Origin of the sequence: Streptomyces sp. NPDC000345, from assembly GCF_042898825.1 — a bacterium.
Lineage (GTDB): Bacteria > Actinomycetota > Actinomycetes > Streptomycetales > Streptomycetaceae > Streptomyces.
In genome coordinates this window covers 166,847-183,929 of record NZ_JBIAZE010000015.1, presented here as the reverse complement: position 1 = coordinate 183,929, position 17,083 = coordinate 166,847, and the positions used below count along the sequence as shown (strand labels likewise).

Below are 17,083 nucleotides of genomic sequence, written 5' to 3'. Positions count from 1 at the left end.
CGCGGGAACCGTCAGCCCGGCGAAGGGCTCGTCGCGGGCGGTGACGTCCGCGCGGGCGCCGGCGCCGGGCCGGCGGGCCTGCCCGGGGCGGCGGGTGACGGATTCGCGGGCCTGACCGGGTTCGCGGGCCGGACGGGCTCCGCGGGCCTGACCGGGTTCGCCGGCCTGACCGGCTCCGCGGGCCTGACCGGGTTCGCGGGCCTGACCGGGTTCGCGGGCGACTGCGCCTGCGGACCGGCCGGTGTCTTCGGCGAGCCGTCCGCCGCCTCCGGAGTCCGGGAGCCGACCGGGTCGGCGGCGCCGGCTCCGTCCAGGCAGTCGACGAAGGTGACGAAGCCGGGCCGGCCGGCGCCGTCGGTCACGGCGAACTCGGCCTCCGGGTGGTTGCGCAGCAGACACATGTCGTAGCGGGCCACGTTGGGCAGGGTGTCGCGCGCGCCGTCCGTCCGGTACTCGTGGCGGCCGACCAGCTGGCAGGAGTCGTAGCGGACCAGTGGTCCGCGCGGGCCCACGACGTAGCGGTGGGGCCGGGCTTCGGCCGCGAAGTCCTTGAAGGCCTGCCCGGTGTCGTCGCAGTCGCTGAAGTGGACCGTGCCGCTCTTCCACACGCAGTCGATGATCCGCGCGTCCGGGTTGCGCACCTCGAACCGGATGTCCTGGGCGTGGAACCGCTGCACCGAGTCGTGGTGCTGGGCGACGGGGAAGCGGAAGAACGTGCTGGTGGTGCCGTACTCCTGGCTCGGCGGCCGGGTGCCGGTGATGATGTACGAGCCGCCCCGGCAGGTGATGGAGCCGCCGTAGGGGAACTCCAGGAAGTTGCCCCACTCGTACTCGACCTTCATGTCCGTGAACCAGTAGTTGAGGAACTGGTCCTGGTCGTTGGGCTGCTGACCGCGGCCGGTGAGGCCCGAGTAGAGGAACGCCCTGCGGTAGGCGCCGCCCACACGGCAGGCCTCCCAGCGCATCTCGGAGTTGGTGTCCGTGCCGTCCAGGGAGACGCCGTACTCCCACTCCCCCATCCACTCGCACTCCGAGAACCGGTAGTCCTGCGCCTGCCCGGTGGAATAGGAGCTGAGGAAGGAGGCGCCCGGGGTGGCCGAGCGGAACTGGATGCGTTCGAAGGAGAGGTTGGACCAGATGTCCTCGTTGCGGCAGAGGTAGGAGCCCGGGCCGACGGGCGGGCGGAAGACGAGGGTCGTCATCCGCTTGCCCGCGCCGGAGAAGCGCAGCCCGTTGGAGGGGCGCAGCGGCGCGGCTCCGTTCAGCAGGGCCCAGGGGCGGGTGATGAGGAACTCGCCGGGCGGGATCTCGATCACGGTGCGGCCGACACCTCGGGAGACCCGGGCGGCGGCGAGCTGGTAGGCGTACTCGAACGCCGCGCTGTCGTCGGCGCGTCCGTCGCCCACCGCTCCGAGGTCGCGGACGTTGATGACGCGCGACAGCAGGCCGGCCGAGCCCGGCCCCTGCCCGGGGCCGGCGGGGCCGACCGGTGCGGCGGGGCCGACTCCGGGTCCCGACGCGGCGGACGCGCTGTGGGCGGTGAGGACTGTCGCGCCGATCAGGGTCGCTCCGCCACGCAGAAGCTGCCGACGGCTGACAGGGGACTTCCCGCCTCCCCGTTCTGCCATAATTGCCTTCTTTCCAGCGGTTTTTCACTTAAGGAGGGTAATGACCGAGTTTGCCGAGGTTCTCAGGCAGCTGTCGGCGGCACAGAAGCCCGCGAAGGGGGTCTCGCTCTACACCCGGTTCGTCAACCGTCCGGCCGGCCGGGTCCTGGCCGCGCTGGCCTATCAGGTGGGGGCGACGCCGAATCAGCTGACCGTCCTCGGCGCCCTGTTCACCTTCCCGGCCCTTGCCGCGGTGGCCCTGCTGCCGCCCGCGCCGACGATGGCGGCCTGCGTGAGCGCGGCCCTGGCCGTGGGGTTCGTGCTGGACTCGGCGGACGGTCAGCTGGCGCGGGGGCAGCGCTCGGGGAGCCCGTCGGGCGAGTGGCTCGACCATGTCCTGGACTGCGTCAAGATCCTCGCCCTGCACCTGGTGGTGCTGGTGTCGTTCTACCGGTTCTTCAGCCTGCCCGGCCCGCACTGGCTGCTGGCGCCGATGGTCTTCCAGCTCGCCGCCGTGGTGATCTTCTTCGCCGGGATCCTGACCGAGAAGCTCAGGCGGCGCACGCCGGGCGAGGTTCCGCCCGGCTCGCCCCCGGCACTGCGTGCCGTCCTGCTGCTGCCGGTCGACTACGGCCTGACCTGCCTCAGTTTCCTATTCCTGGGCAGCCAGGACGTCTTCCTTGCGGTGTACTGCGCGCTGCTGCTGGCGCACGTCCTGTTCATGGCCGCCTTCCTGGTCAAGTGGTTCCGCGAGCTGCGCTGACGGGATCGCCGGCGGCTCGTGCGCGGACAGCATCCGCAGGGCACTGCGCAGCAGGGTGCTGGAGGTGTGCATGGTGTACGGGAAGTAGACGACCTCGACGCCGACCTCCCCGAACCGCCGCTCGTACTCCTCCCACTTGGGCGTGCCCCGCCAGTCGTCGCCCTTGAAGATGACGTGGAAGCCGACGCGCTTCCACGTCTTCAGCTTGTCGGTCTCCGTCTCCACGATGGCGTCGTCGACGTACCGCACACTGCGGACGATGTCGAGCCGCTCGGCGAGCGGGACGACCGGGACCTTGCCCTTCAGCCGCGCCGTCAGGTCGTCGGAGGAGACCCCCGCGACGAGCCGGTCGCAGTGCCGGCGGGCCTCACGCAGGATGTTGAGGTGGCCGATGTGGAACAGGTCGTAGACGCCGGGCGCGAATCCGATGCGGGTCACCTCGACTCACCCGCCGCTCGCTGCTCCGTCTCCGCCGACGCGGCCGCGGTCTGCGCCGCGGGCTTCTTCGGCACGCTCACCGCCAGGGAACGGGACTTGGCCGAGGTGTTCGAGCCGTCCGTGACCTCGATGGCGTAGCGGTGGCGCGATCCGGCGGGCACCGAGTCGGTCCAGGTCATCTTCGGACGGTCCCAGAAGGTGGACGACTTGGTCCGCCGCGCCACCAGCTTCCCGTCGCGGTAGATCCGGTACGTCAGGGAGGCGTCGTCGCGGTCCCAGGCGGCGCGCCAGGCGAGGGTGACCTTGCCGGGCTCGGTGGAGGCCAGGGACAGGGCGGGCACCTCCGGGGCACCGGTGTCCTTGTCCCCGAAGCGCGTGAGGCCCTGCTGGGTCCGCCCGTTGACCTCGGTGAACTCGCCGCCCGCCCACAGGAAGCCCCGCGACACCACCAGGGTGCGGGGACCGACCTGCTCCCCCAGCCCGCCGTTGGTGTCGGGGAACCAGTGCAGGATCCTGCGGTCCTCGACCCGCTGGGCCAGGAAGTGCTGGCGGTCGCCGCGGTCGGGGAACCCGCCGGGCGTCTCGTTGCAGTCGTGCGCGTGGGAGGCGCTGTAGAGGACGCCCCTGAAGGGCACCACGGACTGGGTGGCGCCGCGGCAGGTGTCGTTCCACATCATGGTCCCGTTGGCGAGCCGACCCGCGATCCGGCCGTCGTAGATGCCCGGCCCATGACCCTCGGCGCCCACGAAGAAGCGGGTGTTGTCCTGGGCGATGGTCTTCACCGACGACTGGGTCGGGAACCAGCCCGGGTAGGTGAGCACCGTGCCGCCGGTGACGGGGTTCAGCGCCACCAGGGAGCGCGCGGTCTGTCCGTTGACCTGCTCGAAGTCACCTCCGACGAACAGCCGCCCGTGCGGGAGCGCGGCCGACAGGGCACGCACCGGCTGGTCGATGTCCGCCTTGAAGGGCAGCACCGCGCCCTTGGGCGAGAGGGCGGCGACACGGCTCCTGGCCTGCCCGGAGACCCGGCCGAAGTCACCGCCCAGGTAGATCGCCCGGCCCGTGGTCTCGATGGCCCGGACGGTGGACGACACCGTCGGCTTGAACTCCTTGCGCACGGAGCAGTCGGCGGTGTTGATCGCGACGACGTTGGCCGCCTTGGCGGATCCGACGCTGTCGAAGGAACCGCCGACGTAGAGCACGCGTCCGTCCGCCGAGGCCTTCATGGCCCGCACGGTGTGGTGGTGGCCGGTGAAGGCCGGGGCGCAGGGCAGGAGTTTGCCGGTCGCGGCGTCGAACGCGGCGAAGTTGCGGCGCGCCACCAGGCGTTGGCCGGGCGCGGCACCGGGCGGCCGTACCGCGTCGAAGGTTCCTCCGACGTAGACGACGCCGTTCGCGGCGGCCAGCGACCAGACGATGCCCTCGGTCTGCCAGGTGGGCAGGGCGTCGGCGGCGAGCGTCTTCGGGCCGCCGTCGGCGGCCGCGGCCAGGGAGGCGTCGAGCAGGGCGGTGGTGCACACGAGGGCGATGGCGGCGACCCTGGTGACCGGCTTCGAGCGGAGCTTTCTCAGGTGCAAGGGAACCCCGGGTGACAGTGGTTGGGAGTGGGACGGAGGGAGGGACCTCCGCCGGGTGGGTGCCGGAACGCTGTGGCCGCGGCCGGTCTCATGCGGCGCGGCGGCGCAGCACTCCGACCAGCTCGCTCACCCTCAGCGACGTCCGATATCGCCACAAACTAATAGCAAATACACACATTCCCAAGGCCATCCCCACGGCGAGTCCTGACGGGTTGTCACCTTCCCTCGTGCGGGCGGCTCCCAGCACCACGGAGACGGTCAGGGCCACGGCGAGCGCGGTCGTGTAACCGCGGTCCACGGTCGTGAAGCCGAGGCGCAGCCGGATGAGCAGGGCCGCCGCGAGGTTCTCCACGACGATGGCCGCGCCCCAGGACACGGCGGCGCCGAGCACGCCCCAGACGGGGACGGCGAGCACGCCGACGGACAGCTGCACCGTGAACGCGACCGCGGTGACGGCCAGATGCCAGGAACTGCGGCCGGCCATGAGAAGCACGGTCTGGGCGTTGCCGACGGCGACGTTGACCATGGCGGCGGCGCACAGCACCACGAGGGCGGGCGCGCCCTGGACGAACTCCGGTCCGAAGGCGGACAGGAAGGTCTCGGGGAAGGCCGCGACGAGGACGAACAGCGGCCAGGAGAACAGCACGATCCAGCAGGTCGACACGCGGTGCAGGGAGTGCGCCTCGGTGTCCTCGCGCAGGGCGAGCAGCCGGCTGATCTCGGGGGCGACGGCGAGCCGGACGGCGAGCTGGAGGAGGGTGCCCGCGGTGACGACCCGGCCGATCGCCGTGTAGACGCCCGCTTCGGAGGCCGTGGCCAGGGCGGACAGCAGGATGACACCGACCCAGACCGCGCTGATGTCGAAGACGGAGGAGACCGCGCGGGGCGCGGCGAAGGCCCAGAACGTCCGCCAGGACACGGGCTCCTGTGCGGCCGGGTGCCTCGCGTCGCGGCCGGCCCGGCAGCGGCGCAGGGCGAACCAGGCGGCCACGGATCCCGCCAGCGCCGGCAGCAGCCAGGCGGAGGCCAGAGCCGTCAGGCCGGGCAGGAAGCAGGCCACGGGGAAGGCGATCAGCAGGCGCAGGGCCGGCTTGCCGATCTGTTCGACGCCGACGAACGGCACCACCGTGCCGTATCCCCGGGTGGCGCCGAGCAGGACCATGCCCACGGTGGCGACGGGCAGGAAGAGTCCGAAGAGCCGGACCAGCGCGACGGCGTCCGCCGGGGGCAGTTGGGGCAGGAGCAGGGTGGCCACGGTGGACGACAGCAGCAGGGGCGCGGCGGCCGCGGCGGAGACGGCGGCCGCGGGCAGGACGGCCATGCGCAGCAGGGCACCTGCCGAGCGGCCGTCGTGGAGGGCGAGGTCCCGGGGGATGAAACGGATGAGCCCGGCGTCGGCGCCGAGCTTGCAGGTGTTGCTGAGGATGGTGAACAGGGCGACGCCGGTGAAGATCACGCCCGCCCCGTCCGCTCCCACGGCACGGGTGACCAGGCCGACCAGGAGGAAGGAGAAGACGGCGTTCGCGGCGGACCCCGCCATCCCCCACCACCCTCCCCGGGCGACCGCGGCCACCCCGCGCGGGGCCTGGGCCCCGGCGCGGGGGAGAGCGGTCGCTTCGGAAGCGGTCATCGGCGGGAGACCGTGAGGGTGCTGTCCTGCGCGGGAAGCTCCATCGGCGTGGTGGTGTGGGACGCCGGACGGTACTTCGGGCGGCGGCGCGGCAGACTCAGGCGCCGGCGGGGCCGCGCGGCGTCGAGCACGGTGCCGAGCAGTCGTCCGCCGGAGCAGTCGATCAGCTCCTGCACCTGCCGCAGGTCGTCCTGCCGGGTGGCGCCGAGGCCGGCGACCAGGAGGACGCCGTCGACACGCTGGGCGAGGGCGAGCGCGTCGGCGTGCGCGAGGAACGGCCCGGTGACCACGACGGTGCAGGAGTCGGCGCCCGCCAGACCCCGGCCGGCCTCGGAGACGGCCGAGCGGGAGAGCGGGCCCATGCCGCCGCCGGAGCGGAAGGCGAACCGCCCGGACACCTCGGTGTCGACGAGGACGCTCCCGCTGGGCAGGAACGCCTCCTCCAGGGTGGGCGCCTCGTACGGCATCAGCGGCAGCCGGTCCGCGAGCCCGGAGGTGTCGGGGTCGGCGTCGATCAGCAGCACCTCCGCGCCGTCCTCGGCGAGGGCCGCGGCCAGGTTGGCGGCGACCTCCTCGGCGGGCTCGGCGTCACGCGGGGCGACGACCAGGATCCGGCCGGGGCCCTCCGTGCCGACCGCCTTGCGCAGACGGAAGGCCAGGGCCCGGAACGCCTCCGTGCGGACGCCGCCCACGCGGCCGACCTTCAGCAGTTCCTCGCCCGTCTCGTCGTCGGGCAGGATGCCGAGCACCGGCGCGCGCAGCGCGGCCCGCAGCTCGCCGACCGAGCGGATCCGGGAGTCCAGCGCGGAGCGCAGCCAGGCCAGCACCACGCCGAGCAGGAGACCGCACACCAGGCCCAGGGCGAGCAGGGTGCGCAGGCCCGGACCCACCGGCAGGCGGGGCGCGAAGGCGCGGCGGACGACGTCACCGGCGTCGGTGTCCCGGGACTTGATGTCCAGGACGCGCTTCTGCAGGTTGTAGAGCTGGCTCTGCGCGGCCGTCTTGGAGTCCGGGCGCTCCAGCTGGTCCTTCGCCAGCTGCTGGTTGAGCACGCCGATCTGCTCGTCCAGGGCGCCGGTGGCGCGCCGCACGGCGGAGTCGTTGCGGGCCTTGCGGTCGGCGAGGTAGGCCTCGGCGAAGGCGTTGGCGCCGCGTGCCGCGCGCAGCGGGGTGCCGGCGGTGAACTCGAAGCGCAGCACCCGGGACTTCATCGGGTTGGTGACCCGCAGCCGGGCCGCGAGTCCGTTCGCCTGGCTCTGGGGCCGGCCCAGAGCGCGCGCCACGCGCCGGGCGACCTCCGCGCTGGTGGCGATCTGCTGCTCCGTGGTCATGCTGACCTGGTTGTCGGCGGAGACACCGACCGCGCCGAACGGGTCGGCGGTGGAGCGCACCAGGACCTCGCTGGTCGCGGAGTAGGTGTTCGCGCGGTACTGGGCCAGCGCCAGCCCGCCGAGCAGTCCCAGGAGGAGGCCCAGCGCGATCAGGGCGCGGTGGCGAAGGATGCGGCGCAGTTGGTCGCGTAGTTGGTCCGGCTCGTCGTACCGGTCGTCGAGGTGGATGGGGCCGGTCACGGGTGCCCTCCTGTTCCGGGGATCGATGCGTGACGGGGGGATGCGGTCGGCATCGCCGATGAGCGGAACCGGGATGCCCGGGCGATGGGGGAGGTGATGAGCAGCGGGACGGCCACCAGCAGGCTCAGCGGCCCCGCGATGGCGAGCAGGCTGCCGCGCAGGAAGACCATCTGGTAGAAGGCGAAGGCCGGAACGAGCAGGGCCGCGAGAGCGCCCGGACTCTCGCGCAGCCGGTGGCGGATGTCGTCCACCCGTCGGCCGAGGACGCCCAGCAGACAGAACACGAGGACCACCGCGAAGGGGCCGGCCCACAGGTAACTCTCGATCCACAGCGGCGCGGAGAGGTTGTGGAAGTCGTAGCCGGCGTACTCGGCCAGGGAGATGCCGGTGTCCGAGGGTTTCCCCGGCCAGACCGAGCGCGGCACCATGAACAGCGGCGGGCCGAGCACGTTCTGCGGGGAGAAGCCGTTGTCGTGCGCGTAGTCGACGCCGGTCTGCACCTGCTGGAAGGCGTCGTAGTCGCCGTTGCCGGTGAACTGGTCGGCGAGGGAGACGACGGCGAAGTCCTCCCGGTCGCTGTAGCGGAAGTAGTCGCTGTAGGGGAAGACGAACAGCAGCGCCGCGAGGAGGGCGGCCGCCGTGGCCCGGAAGGCGCGCAGCCGGCACAGCCGGGGCACCGAGAACAGCAGGGTCAGCAGGACCATGCCGGCCCAGAACCGCGGCTTGCTGATGGGGTTGTTGACGACGACGTTGAGCGCGAGCAGCACCGGCAGCAGCAGCCAGCGCACCGCGCGCAGCCAGCGGTCGCCGCCGGGCCGGCGCGGGACCCGCAGCAGGCCGAGCAGCGCCCAGAACGCGGGCACCGACAGCGACCAGCTGAGCAGGGACCGCATCGAGGCGTCCTCTCCCCCGGCCTCGGTGATGGCCTGGCGGCTGGTGAAGTACGCGCCCAGTCGGCCGGGTTGGCCGGCGATCAGCACCGCGGCGAGGCCGAGGGCGAGCCCGCACAGGGCCAGCAGGCGCCAGGGCGCGATCCGGCGGGCGAGGAAGCGTTCCAGGAAGCCCGGGGGTGCGGTGTCCGCACGGGCGTGTTCCCGGCGGGCGGCGAGCGCCGTGCCCGCGCTGTAGGCGAGAAGCCCGAGTTCGACGAGGGCCACGGCCCCGAGGGCGGTCGTCTCGCCGGTCCGGTACGACCAGGGGTACGTGTCGGTGGCGAGCATCGCGAGCGCCGCCAGACCCAGCCAGATGTAGGCGAAGACCCAGAAGCCCAGGGCGACGAACCGCACCCGGGACGCGGTGAGCACCCGGGCGAGCGCGCCCCCGGCGTGCACCACGACGACGCCCTGGAGGGCGAGCGCGGCCGACAGGTGCACACCCTGCGACTGGAGGATCAGCCCCGGCAGCAGGACCGTCAGCACCACGGCCCAGAGGGAGACCGCAGCCACACTGCGGACGCGAGCGTCCTGCATCCCGGCCTCTCCGTCGAGCGAATATTTAGGCTGAAACATCACTGAAGGATATATAGCGCTTAGATCGCGCTAATCACCCCAGGCGCGCAGAAATCGATAAATTCTCGGCGCGCCAATTACCCCAAATCATGACAAGTCTGCATAGCTTATCGGCCATCAGATCTCCCGATTCACAGAGGAGTTGTGCATGAGCCAGCAGGTAGACGTCGTCGTCGCCGGGGGCGGGGGATTCATCGGCGGTCACCTCGTGGGCGACCTTCTCGCTCAGGGGCTGAGCGTCCGCTCCATCGACATCAAGCCGCGGCAGGAGTGGTACCAGGTCCACCCGGACGCCGAGAACGTGGTCGCCGACCTGTCGCTGCTGGACGCCGCCCGCACGGGCGTGCGGGGTGCGCGGCAGGTGTACATGCTGGCCGCCGACATGGGCGGCATGGGCTTCATCGAGAACAACAAGGCCGCCTGCATGATGTCCGTGCTGACCAGCACCCACATGCTGCAGGCGGCGCACGAGGCCGGGGTCGAGCGCTACTTCTACTCCTCCTCCGCCTGCGTGTACGCCGCCGGCAAGCAGACCGACCCGGACGTGACCGCCCTCAAGGAGGAGGACGCCTACCCCGCGCAGCCCGAGGACGGCTACGGCTGGGAGAAGCTCTTCTCCGAGCGCATGTGCCGGCACTACGCCGAGGACTACGGCTTCGTCACCCGCGTCGCCCGCTATCACAACGTCTACGGCCCGCACGGCACCTGGACCGGGGGCCGGGAGAAGGCACCGGCCGCGGTGTGCCGCAAGGTCGCCGAGGCGGCCCTGAGCGGCGACCACCGGATCGAGATCTGGGGCGACGGACTGCAGAGCCGCTCGTTCATGTACATCGACGACTGCCTGCACGGCAGCCAGATGATCATGAAGGGCGACAGCGGGGTCCCGGTCAATCTCGGGTCCTCGGAGCTGGTCACCATCAACCAGCTGGTCGACATCGTCGAGGAGATCGCCGGTGTCCGCTGCGAGCGCGCCTACCGCCTCGACGCCCCGCAGGGCGTGCGCGGCCGCAACTCCGACAACAGCCTGATCCGGGAGATCCACGGCTGGGAGCCCTCGGTGACCCTGGCCGACGGCCTGGAGAAGACCTACGCCTGGGTCTACGACCAGGTCAAGCGCTCCCAGCAGTGACGCGCGACCGAGCACGAGGAGACGGAGAACGCATGAGGATCCTCGTCCACGACTACAGCGGCCACCCCTTCCAGGCCCAGCTGAGCCGGGAGTTGGCGCGCCGCGGTCATGACGTCGTCCACTCGACCTGCACGGCCTACGTCTCCGGCAAGGGCAATCTCACCGCCGACACCCCGGGGCTGCGCTTCGTCACCATCGGCGACGGCACCGCGCTGAAGAAGGACGCCTATGTCCGCCGGCTGCGCCAGGAGACCCTGCTGGGCCTCGAACTGGCCCGGCAGGTACGGCAGGAGAGGCCCGACGTGGCCCTGCTGTCCAACCTGCCGATCCCGGTGCTGGTGGTGGCGGCGGGCGTGCTGCGGCGGATGGGCATCCCCTGGGTGCTGTGGCACCAGGACGTGACCGCCGTGGCGCTGAAGAGCTTCGCCGCCGAGGGTGTCGCGCGGTCCATGGGGATCGCCGCCAAGGTCTTCGGGGCCGGCGAGAAGTGGTCCGCGCGGCAGGCGGCGGCCGTCGTGGTGATCGCCGAGTCGTTCGTGCGCATCCACCGCGAGTGGGGCACGGCCGGCAAGGTCACCGTCATCCCCAACTGGGCGCCGCTGGACGAGATCGTGCCGGTGGAGCGGGCCAACGCCTGGTCGACCGAGCAGGGCCTGGACGGGGTGCGCACGGTGCTGTACTCCGGCACGCTGGGCCTGAAACACAACCCGGCCCTGCTGGTCCGGCTCGCCGAGCGGCTGCGCGAGCGGGGCACCCCGGTGCGGCTGGTCGTCGTCAACGACGGTCCGGCCGTGCCCGTCCTCAGGAAGGAGGCGGCGGCGCGGGACGTCGACCTGACCCTGCTGCCCTTCCAGCCGTACAGGCGGCTGCCCGAGGTGCTGGGTTCGGGCGACCTCCTCGTGGTGCTGCTCGGCGCGGACGCCGGGGAGTTCTCGGTGCCGTCCAAGACGCTGTCGTACCTGTGCGCCGGGCGCCCGGTGCTCGGTCTGATGCCCGCCGGGAACCTGGCCGCGCAACTGCTGCGCCGGGCGGGGTCGGCGGTGTTCCCGCCGCAGGAGTCCGCGCTCGACGAGGCGGCATCCTGGGCGGCGGAGATCCTGTCCGACCCGGCGCGGGCCGAGTCGCTGGGCAAGGAGAGCCGTGCGCTGGCCGAGCGGGAGTTCGCGCTGCAGGACTGTGCCTCGCGCTTCGAGGACATCCTCCGTACGGCGAGCCGCTCCCCCGCCGCGCCGCACCGGCGGCGCTGAACCAGCCGCGGAGAAACGGCGGTTCGGCCGCGCCCGCGGCCGAACCGCTCCCGTCACCCTCGTCCCGGGCGGTCCCGGTAGAGCTCCTCCAGGCGGTCCACGACCGCGCCGATGGAGAAGACCTCGTCGATGGCCCGCCGGCCCGCCTCGGCCAGCCGGCGGCGCAGCTCCGCGTCGGCGAGCAGCCGGCCCACCGCGTCGGCCAGGGCCTCCGGGCTGCCGTCGGTGACCAGGGCCGCTTCCCTGCGGGCCAGTTCGGCCGCGATGCCGCTGCTGTCCGTGCACACCACGGGAGTTCCCTCGGCCAGCGCCTCCAGGACCGTCATCGGGAACGGTTCCCGCACGCTCGGCAGGACGTACACCGCGGCCCTGCGGTAGGCCTCCAGCGCGCCACGGTGGTCCAGCGCGCCGCCGTAGGAGACCACCTCGCCGATCCCGCGGTCCCCGATGAGCCGCCGCACCCCGGGGAGCGATCCCTCGTCGGCTCCGTAGAGCGTGAAGCGCGCCTCGGCGAACTCCTTGTGGACCAGGGCGGCCATCTCGACGAACACCTCGGGGCGTTTGCGCGGGTGCAGCCTGGCCAGGAAGATCACCTCGTGGTCGCCGCGCGTCCCGGCGGCGTCGCCCCCGGCGGACACGCGCAGTCCGTTGGGCAGATGGACCAGTGGGGGTCCGTCCGGGCCGAGGACGGCGGACAGGGCGCGCCGTTCCCGGTCGGTGAGCACGAGACAGGCGCGGGCACCGCGCAGCAGGGGCACGAACAGCCGGTCGAAGATGCGCGCCACGCCGGCCGTGCGGGGCTCGACCATGCCGTGGGTCTGTGTGACGAAGTCCTTGCGCCGCAACCGGGCGACGGCGAGCGCGGCGAGGGAGACGAGGTCCCGGCCCGCGTGCAGGTGGACGGCGTCGGCGCGGCCCATGGCCCGCCACAGGTCCCACAGCAGCAGCGGGTGCATGAGCCCGAGGCATCCCCGGCCCGGGACGACGCGCAGGGCCGGGCGGGAGGCGAAGGGGACGGCGCCCGTGGCTCCGACACGTTCCGGGGCGCGGGCCGTGCCGTCGGCGGCGCGCCACAGCGCCACCAGTGTCACGTCGTGACCGCGTGCGGCGCACTCCTCCAGCTGGGCGGCCGCCACGCTGGTGGGGCCGCCGAAGGCCCCGTCGTCGCTGACGAGCGTGACCACATGGACGACTCTCATGCCGCGCCTCCCGTGGTCAGGACCGAGTGCGCCGGAACGTCCTGATGGGCGACGGCGCCGGCGCCGACCACGGCGCCCGGGCCGACGGTGACCCCGCGCAGCACGACCGCGCGGGCCGCGACCCAGCTGCCGGGCTCCAGCCGGATGGGTCCGTTGTCGAACTCGAAGGTGGCGCTGCGGCGGCGGTGGCTGCCGGTGCACAGCAGGGCGCTCTGCGAGACGCAGCAGTCGTGGCCGATGACGACCGGTTCGAGGTTGAGGATCCAGGCGTCCTCGCCGATCCAGACGTCGTCGCCGACGTCCAGCTTCCACGGCCAGTGGACGCGCACCCCGCGCCGGATCAGCACCCGCCGTCCGACGCGGGCGCCGAAGACGCGCAGCAGGGCCGGCCGCCAGCGGGCGGGGAACCACCATTTGACGAAGAGCAGATGAAGGGCGGCGAACCAGGCGGCCTGCGTCAGCAGGGGCCGCCCCTTGTCGTATCCCGCGCCCGTGAAACCGCGCAGGTGCCGTGCCGCGACGGGGCGTGGCGTCGCGTCCCGGACGGATGTGGTCTCTACCATGACGCGATCCTTCATGCCACCGGGGACGGATCACCGCCGGTGAACGGCGTGTTGGTGGCAGACCTGCCCGGATGGCGGACGCGGCCCCGGCGGGAGGCCGTGCCCGTCCTCAGTACGCGCCCTGACCGTCGAGCACCGCCCGCACCGTGCGGGCCATGACGTTCACGTCCCCGGACAGCGACCAGTTGTCGACGTAGCGCAGGTCGAGCGCGACCGTCTCGCGCCAGGACAGGTCCGAGCGGCCGCTCACCTGCCACAGGCCGGTCAGGCCCGGCCGGACGTTGAGCCTGCGCATCTCGACCCCGTTGTACTTGACGACCTCCTCGGGCAGCGGCGGGCGGGGGCCGACCAGGGACATGTGGCCGAAGAGGATGTTGAACAACTGGGGCAGCTCGTCCAGCGAGTAGCGGCGCAGGACCCGCCCCACCCGGGTGACCCGGGGGTCCCGGCGCATCTTGAACATGTGCCCGTCGTTCTCGTTCTCCGCCTCGAGACCGCTCTTGAGCCGGTCCGCGTCGACCACCATCGTGCGGAACTTCCACATGGCGAACCGCATGCCGTGCCGGCCGACCCTGGTCTGGCGGTAGAGGACCGGGCCCGGTGAACCGAGGCGGACGGCCAGGGCCAGCAGGAGCAGCAGCGGCGAGAACAGCAGGATCAGCAGCAGGGCGCCCACCCGGTCCAGCACCGTCTTCGCGGCGGTGTGCACGCCGCGCTGCGGCGGCGGGGCGATGTGCAGCAGGGTGAGGCCGGCCGCCGAGGTCAGCCGTACCCGCCGGCGCGACACGTCGGTGATGCCGGGCAGCACCATGAGCGAGCGGCCCCTGTCGTACAGCGCCCAGGACAGCCGGCGCATCCGTTCACCGGACAGGTGCGGGCCCGGCGCCACGAAGACCAGGTCGGCCCCGAGTTCGTCGGCCGCGCCGAGGACGGCGGCGGCGTCCGACTCGGGTGTCTCGGGCGTCTCGCGCGGCAGCCGTACGCACACCGGCACCCCGGAGGTCACCTCGTCCTCGCCGACCGGGCAGGCGCCGACGATGACGTACTCGTGGTCGGTGCGCTGGGCCAGCTGCTCGACCACGGCGTCGAGCGCCGAGGTCTCGCCGACGACCAGGACGTGGCGCAGGGCGCGGGCGTTGCGCCGGGCGGCGAGCAGATGACGGTGGATCACCTTCTGGCAGACGCCGGTGCACACCAGCGCGGGGATGAGCGCCGTGAACGCCTCGGCGGGCACGCTGTCCAGTCCACAGACCACGCGCAGGGTCGCCAGGGCGCCGACCAGGACCAGCCAGTCCCGTACGACGGCCCGCAGACCGCCTCCGTCGCCCCAGGCCACGGGCGTGTAGCGGTTGCTCACCACCCCGGTCAGCGGCCACAGCAGGGCCGCGGCGGCCGCCAGACGCAGCGGGTGGGGCTCGTGGACCTCCACGATCGTCGCCGCGACCGGCAGGGCCGCGGCGACGAGGTCCACACAGACCGAGAAGGGGCCGTACCAGCGCGCCCGTGTCTCCTCACGATGGACGGGGTGACGCACCACGGGAATCGGCGCCTGTCGGGACATCGCGATTCTGAACCGGCGCATGGTCTCCCTCGAACCCCCACTCACAGATCACAATCCTCACATGATCCTTATATCACCATGTGGGTAAGAAAATAGGCTTTTATGTCGGGGTGTGGCATGGCGGTGCGCCGCCCTTTGCGGCACGGTGGAGTGACGTGTGACAGACGTGACGCCGCCGTCACGGCCGAGAGGAGCACCTGATGTCGAACCACACCTACCGGGTCACGGAGATCGTCGGCACCTCGCCCGACGGCGTCGACCACGCCGTCCGCAACGGCATCGAGCGCGCCTCGCAGACGCTGCGCAACCTCGACTGGTTCGAGGTGACCCAGGTGCGCGGGCAGATCGAGGACGGCCGGATCGCGCACTGGCAGGTGGGACTGAAGGTCGGCTTCCGCCTGGAGGAGTCGGACTGACCGCCGGGGTCAGGTACGGCCCTCCCGCTCCTGCGCCTCGCGCAGTGCGGACGACGGGGCCGTCCAGCGCGCCCGGACGACCGTGAAACCGGCCCGTTCGGCGTCCTCGCACACGAGCGGATCGTCGTCCACCAGGACCCGCACCTCGCGGTCCCGGGCGAGCCGGCGCAGGATCTCCAGCTTGGTGCGCCGGGCGGGCCGGCGGTCGTGGTCGCGCCGCATGTACACCCGCCCCTCGGGCAGCCCGTGCGCGGCGAGCCACTCCTCGGTGTCCCGCCGGCAGCGCTCGGGCCGGCCGGTGAGGTAGACGATCTCGCACTCCGCCGCGCTCTCCCGCACCAGCGCGACGCCCCGCGGGATCGGCGGGTCCTGCGGCGCGGCCGCGAAGAACGCGTCCCAGTCGCGCGGTCTGCGCTCCAGGAACCGCTGCCGGTGGGCCGTGTCGGCGAGCGTGTTGTCCAGGTCGAACACGGCGAGCGCCGGTGTGCTGCTGTCGGTCACGCGTCCACCCTAGACAGGCCCGGCCACGCGGCACCCTCCGGTGGAGCACCCGGCCGGCCCTCCCCCGGTTCCCCCCTCACGACGCCGTCCCCGGAGAAGCCCGGAAGCCCGGGAATCCTGTGGGCCCTCACGTGTTGAACGAGGCATGAGCTCCGTGATCGCCTCGGCCCGCCTCTCCGTGCTCGACCGCTCCCGCGTCCGCGAGGGCCACACCGCGGCGCAGGCGCTGCGCGACACGGTGGCGCTGGCACGGGAGGCCGAGCGGCTCGGGTACCACCGGTTCTGGGTCTCGGAGCACCACGGTGTCCCCGGGGTCGCGGGTGCGGCGCCCACCGTCCTCGCGGCCGCCGTGGCCGGCGCGACCCGTACGATCCGGGTCGGCACCGGCGGGGTGATGCTGCCCAACCACCGGCCCCTGGTGGTGGCCGAGCAGTTCGGGGTGCTGGAGTCCCTCTTCCCGGGCCGGATCGACATGGGTCTGGGCCGCTCGGTCGGCTTCACCGACGGAGTGCGCAGGGCGCTCGGGCGCGACAAGGACGACGCCGGCGACTTCGCGGCCCAGCTGGACGAACTCCTCGGCTGGTTCCGGGGCACCTCCCCGACACGGGTGCACGCCTACCCGGCGGAGGGTCTGACCGTTCCGCCGTTCGTGCTGGCCATGGGCGAGGGGGCGGCGATCGCCGCCCGGGCGGGCCTGCCGATGGTCATCGGCGACCTCCGGAACCGGGACAGGATGCGGCGCGGGATCGACACCTATCGCGCGCTGTTCCGCCCCTCCCCCTGGGCGGCCGAGCCCTACGTCGTCGTCTCCGGCACGGTCGCCGTGGCCGCCACCCCCGAGGCGGCCCGCCGCCTGCTGCTGCCGGAGGCCTGGTCGATGGCGTACTCCCGCACCCACGGCACCTTCCCGCCGCTGCCGCCCGCCCGGCGGGTCGAGGCGCGCGCGATGACCGCGAAGGAGCGCGGCTTCTACGCCTTGGGCCTGACCGGGCACGTCGCGGGCACCGAGGAGCAGGTGGCCGGCGAGCTGGAAACCCTGTTGAAGGAGACCGGGGCCCAGGAGATCCTCGTCACGACCAGCACGTACGACCGTGAGGCGCTGCTGGACTCCTACCGGCGCCTGGCCGGGATCGTGAACGGGGAGAACGCCACCGGGTGACCGCGGAAGCACCGCTGTCGGAGTACGACAACCGGCCGCGCGGCCTCGCGCCGGCAGACCTGCTGTGGGCCTCCGGTGTGGTCACCGAGCGGGACGGGCCGCTCGTACGGGTCCGCTACGGGCCCACGGAGCCGTCGTCCACGAGCCGTTGAAGGGGGAGGCGGCCCGGGGGCCCCTGGTCCGCCGCAACGTGTGGGCCTTCGGGCCTTCCGGC

General features: G+C 72.7%; 15 protein-coding genes and 1 pseudogene. 6 read left to right on the top strand and 10 right to left on the bottom strand.

Features of this window, described 5'->3' with window-relative positions; translation table 11 throughout:
- Positions 1–11 precede the first annotated feature (11 nt).
- The gene (locus ACFY30_RS30790) at positions 12–1,628 is read right to left on the bottom strand and encodes a glycosyl hydrolase family 28-related protein (protein WP_390848409.1); all 1,617 of its coding nucleotides are present in this window, start codon (positions 1,626–1,628) and stop codon (positions 12–14) included.
- Positions 1,629–1,668: 40 nt separating this feature from the next.
- On the opposite strand from ACFY30_RS30790, the gene ACFY30_RS30785 reads away from it, so the two are divergent.
- Positions 1,669–2,370, top strand: a complete 702-nt coding sequence (locus ACFY30_RS30785; RefSeq protein WP_390848408.1) for a CDP-alcohol phosphatidyltransferase family protein — start codon at positions 1,669–1,671, stop codon at positions 2,368–2,370.
- Here the strand turns inward: ACFY30_RS30785 and ACFY30_RS30780 are convergent.
- From ACFY30_RS30780 to ACFY30_RS30760, 5 genes and pseudogenes are all read right to left on the bottom strand, one after another.
- A pseudogene (locus ACFY30_RS30780) lies at positions 2,371–2,799 on the bottom strand (adenylyltransferase/cytidyltransferase family protein); the annotation flags it as partial. It lies immediately after the preceding gene.
- Positions 2,800–2,804: 5 nt separating this feature from the next.
- Positions 2,805–4,385, bottom strand: a complete 1,581-nt coding sequence (locus tag ACFY30_RS30775) for a fibronectin type III domain-containing protein (protein WP_390848407.1) — start codon at positions 4,383–4,385, stop codon at positions 2,805–2,807.
- Positions 4,386–4,473: 88 nt separating this feature from the next.
- A complete protein-coding gene (locus ACFY30_RS30770; RefSeq protein ID WP_390848406.1) occupies positions 4,474–6,015 on the bottom strand; it encodes an oligosaccharide flippase family protein in 1,542 nt (513 codons plus the stop codon).
- Positions 6,012–7,586: a hypothetical protein gene (locus ACFY30_RS30765; RefSeq protein ID WP_390848405.1), complete on the bottom strand. Its 1,575-nt coding sequence runs from the start codon at positions 7,584–7,586 to the stop codon at positions 6,012–6,014. Before ACFY30_RS30765 ends, ACFY30_RS30770 begins: the two co-directional genes overlap by 4 nt.
- Entirely contained in the window at positions 7,583–9,055 is a 1,473-nt protein-coding gene (locus tag ACFY30_RS30760) for a hypothetical protein (RefSeq protein WP_390848404.1), read from the bottom strand. Before ACFY30_RS30760 ends, ACFY30_RS30765 begins: the two co-directional genes overlap by 4 nt.
- Positions 9,056–9,242: 187 nt before the next feature.
- Between ACFY30_RS30760 and ACFY30_RS30755 the strand changes: the two genes are divergently transcribed.
- Both ACFY30_RS30755 and ACFY30_RS30750 read left to right on the top strand, forming a co-directional pair.
- Positions 9,243–10,223 (top strand): NAD-dependent epimerase/dehydratase family protein, encoded by a 981-nt coding sequence (locus tag ACFY30_RS30755; RefSeq protein WP_390848403.1) that lies wholly within the window; start codon positions 9,243–9,245, stop codon positions 10,221–10,223.
- Between the two features lie 32 nt (positions 10,224–10,255).
- Positions 10,256–11,470 (top strand): glycosyltransferase family 4 protein, encoded by a 1,215-nt coding sequence (locus ACFY30_RS30750; protein ID WP_390848402.1) that lies wholly within the window; start codon positions 10,256–10,258, stop codon positions 11,468–11,470.
- Positions 11,471–11,523: 53 nt separating this feature from the next.
- Here ACFY30_RS30750 and ACFY30_RS30745 read toward each other — a convergent pair whose 3' ends face one another.
- The 3 genes from ACFY30_RS30745 to ACFY30_RS30735 all read right to left on the bottom strand — a co-directional run bounded on the left by ACFY30_RS30745 (position 11,524) and on the right by ACFY30_RS30735 (position 14,703).
- Complete coding sequence (locus ACFY30_RS30745; RefSeq protein ID WP_390848401.1) at positions 11,524–12,669, bottom strand: glycosyltransferase; 1,146 nt, start codon at positions 12,667–12,669, stop codon at positions 11,524–11,526.
- The gene (locus ACFY30_RS30740) at positions 12,666–13,232 is read right to left on the bottom strand and encodes a putative colanic acid biosynthesis acetyltransferase (RefSeq protein WP_390848400.1); all 567 of its coding nucleotides are present in this window, start codon (positions 13,230–13,232) and stop codon (positions 12,666–12,668) included. Before ACFY30_RS30740 ends, ACFY30_RS30745 begins: the two co-directional genes overlap by 4 nt.
- A gap of 109 nt (positions 13,233–13,341) precedes the next feature.
- Positions 13,342–14,703 carry a sugar transferase gene (locus ACFY30_RS30735; RefSeq protein WP_390848445.1) on the bottom strand — a complete coding sequence of 454 codons (1,362 nt, stop codon included), beginning with the start codon at positions 14,701–14,703 and terminating at the stop codon, positions 13,342–13,344.
- A 290-nt stretch (positions 14,704–14,993) separates the two neighbouring features.
- Here ACFY30_RS30735 and ACFY30_RS30730 point away from each other — a divergent pair, with 290 nt between their 5' ends.
- Positions 14,994–15,209 carry a dodecin gene (locus tag ACFY30_RS30730; protein ID WP_390848399.1) on the top strand — a complete coding sequence of 72 codons (216 nt, stop codon included), beginning with the start codon at positions 14,994–14,996 and terminating at the stop codon, positions 15,207–15,209.
- Positions 15,210–15,218: 9 nt separating this feature from the next.
- Here the strand turns inward: ACFY30_RS30730 and ACFY30_RS30725 are convergent, their stop codons facing one another.
- Complete coding sequence (locus tag ACFY30_RS30725; protein ID WP_390848398.1) at positions 15,219–15,710, bottom strand: hypothetical protein; 492 nt, start codon at positions 15,708–15,710, stop codon at positions 15,219–15,221.
- A 145-nt stretch (positions 15,711–15,855) separates the two neighbouring features.
- On the opposite strand from ACFY30_RS30725, the gene ACFY30_RS30720 reads away from it, so the two are divergent.
- Both ACFY30_RS30720 and ACFY30_RS30715 read left to right on the top strand, forming a co-directional pair.
- A complete protein-coding gene (locus ACFY30_RS30720) occupies positions 15,856–16,869 on the top strand; it encodes an LLM class flavin-dependent oxidoreductase (RefSeq protein WP_390848397.1) in 1,014 nt (337 codons plus the stop codon).
- The gene (locus ACFY30_RS30715; protein ID WP_390848396.1) at positions 16,866–17,021 is read left to right on the top strand and encodes a hypothetical protein; all 156 of its coding nucleotides are present in this window, start codon (positions 16,866–16,868) and stop codon (positions 17,019–17,021) included. Before ACFY30_RS30720 ends, ACFY30_RS30715 begins: the two co-directional genes overlap by 4 nt.
- Positions 17,022–17,083: the final 62 nt, after the last annotated feature.